Below are 722 nucleotides of genomic sequence, written 5' to 3'. Positions count from 1 at the left end.
ATCTCATTACTACTCGGGTCTATTATCGCTACCCTAAATCCACTATTACCTATGTAGTTTATCCCACTCCACAAAAATGTCTTATAAGTGTTGGTATTCAACACTAACGCATAAGGATTGTGAGAACTATTCGTTATAAACGCAACTAAAAACTCACCAGGATTGAGAACTATACTAGGTAATGTAACCCTCTTGTTCGTAAAACTACCTCCACCATCATACCTCAATTGAAATCCTGCCAAGTTTATCGGACTTGATGTGTTATTCATTATCTCTACAAATTCTCCATCAGCAATAGCAGCATTAGTATTATTATTTGAATATGACCCTCCCCAGTTAATCTCAGTTATCACCAAGTCCAAAGGACTATAACTACCACTTCCTCCACCAGTAGTAACTATCTCAAATCCATTAGTCGCAGATGAATTCGTAACACTACCACTCACTCCTAATACAAACCACTTATAGCCATTCCAAGCCTCTAGCCCAGATACATCAACTACATTAGAATTTATACTAGTATTCGTAGAGTATATCACAACATCATTTGATGTTATCCTAAATATGTAAGAACTATAACCACTTCCTCCAGAAACACTCCAACTAAACACTACATTAGTGTTACTCTTGTTTATGGAAGCATTATCAACAGGCTGAACCAAAGTTATAGTAGCATAAACAAACCACACAGAGTTTGAAGCACCAGGCGTCCCAAGATTGTT

The 722-nt window shown here is 37.0% G+C and carries 1 protein-coding gene; it reads right to left on the bottom strand.

What is annotated here, in order from left to right; translation table 11 throughout:
- Window positions 1-722, bottom strand: a 722-nt coding sequence (locus tag NZ579_08205; GenBank protein MCS7299918.1) for a lamin tail domain-containing protein, incomplete at both ends; no start/stop codon positions are given.

Source organism: Spirochaetota bacterium, assembly GCA_025061835.1.
GTDB lineage: Bacteria > Spirochaetota > Brevinematia > DTOW01 > DTOW01 > SKYB106.
Note: the sequence above shows the minus strand (reverse complement) of the source record. Positions and strands in the feature narration are given on the sequence as shown.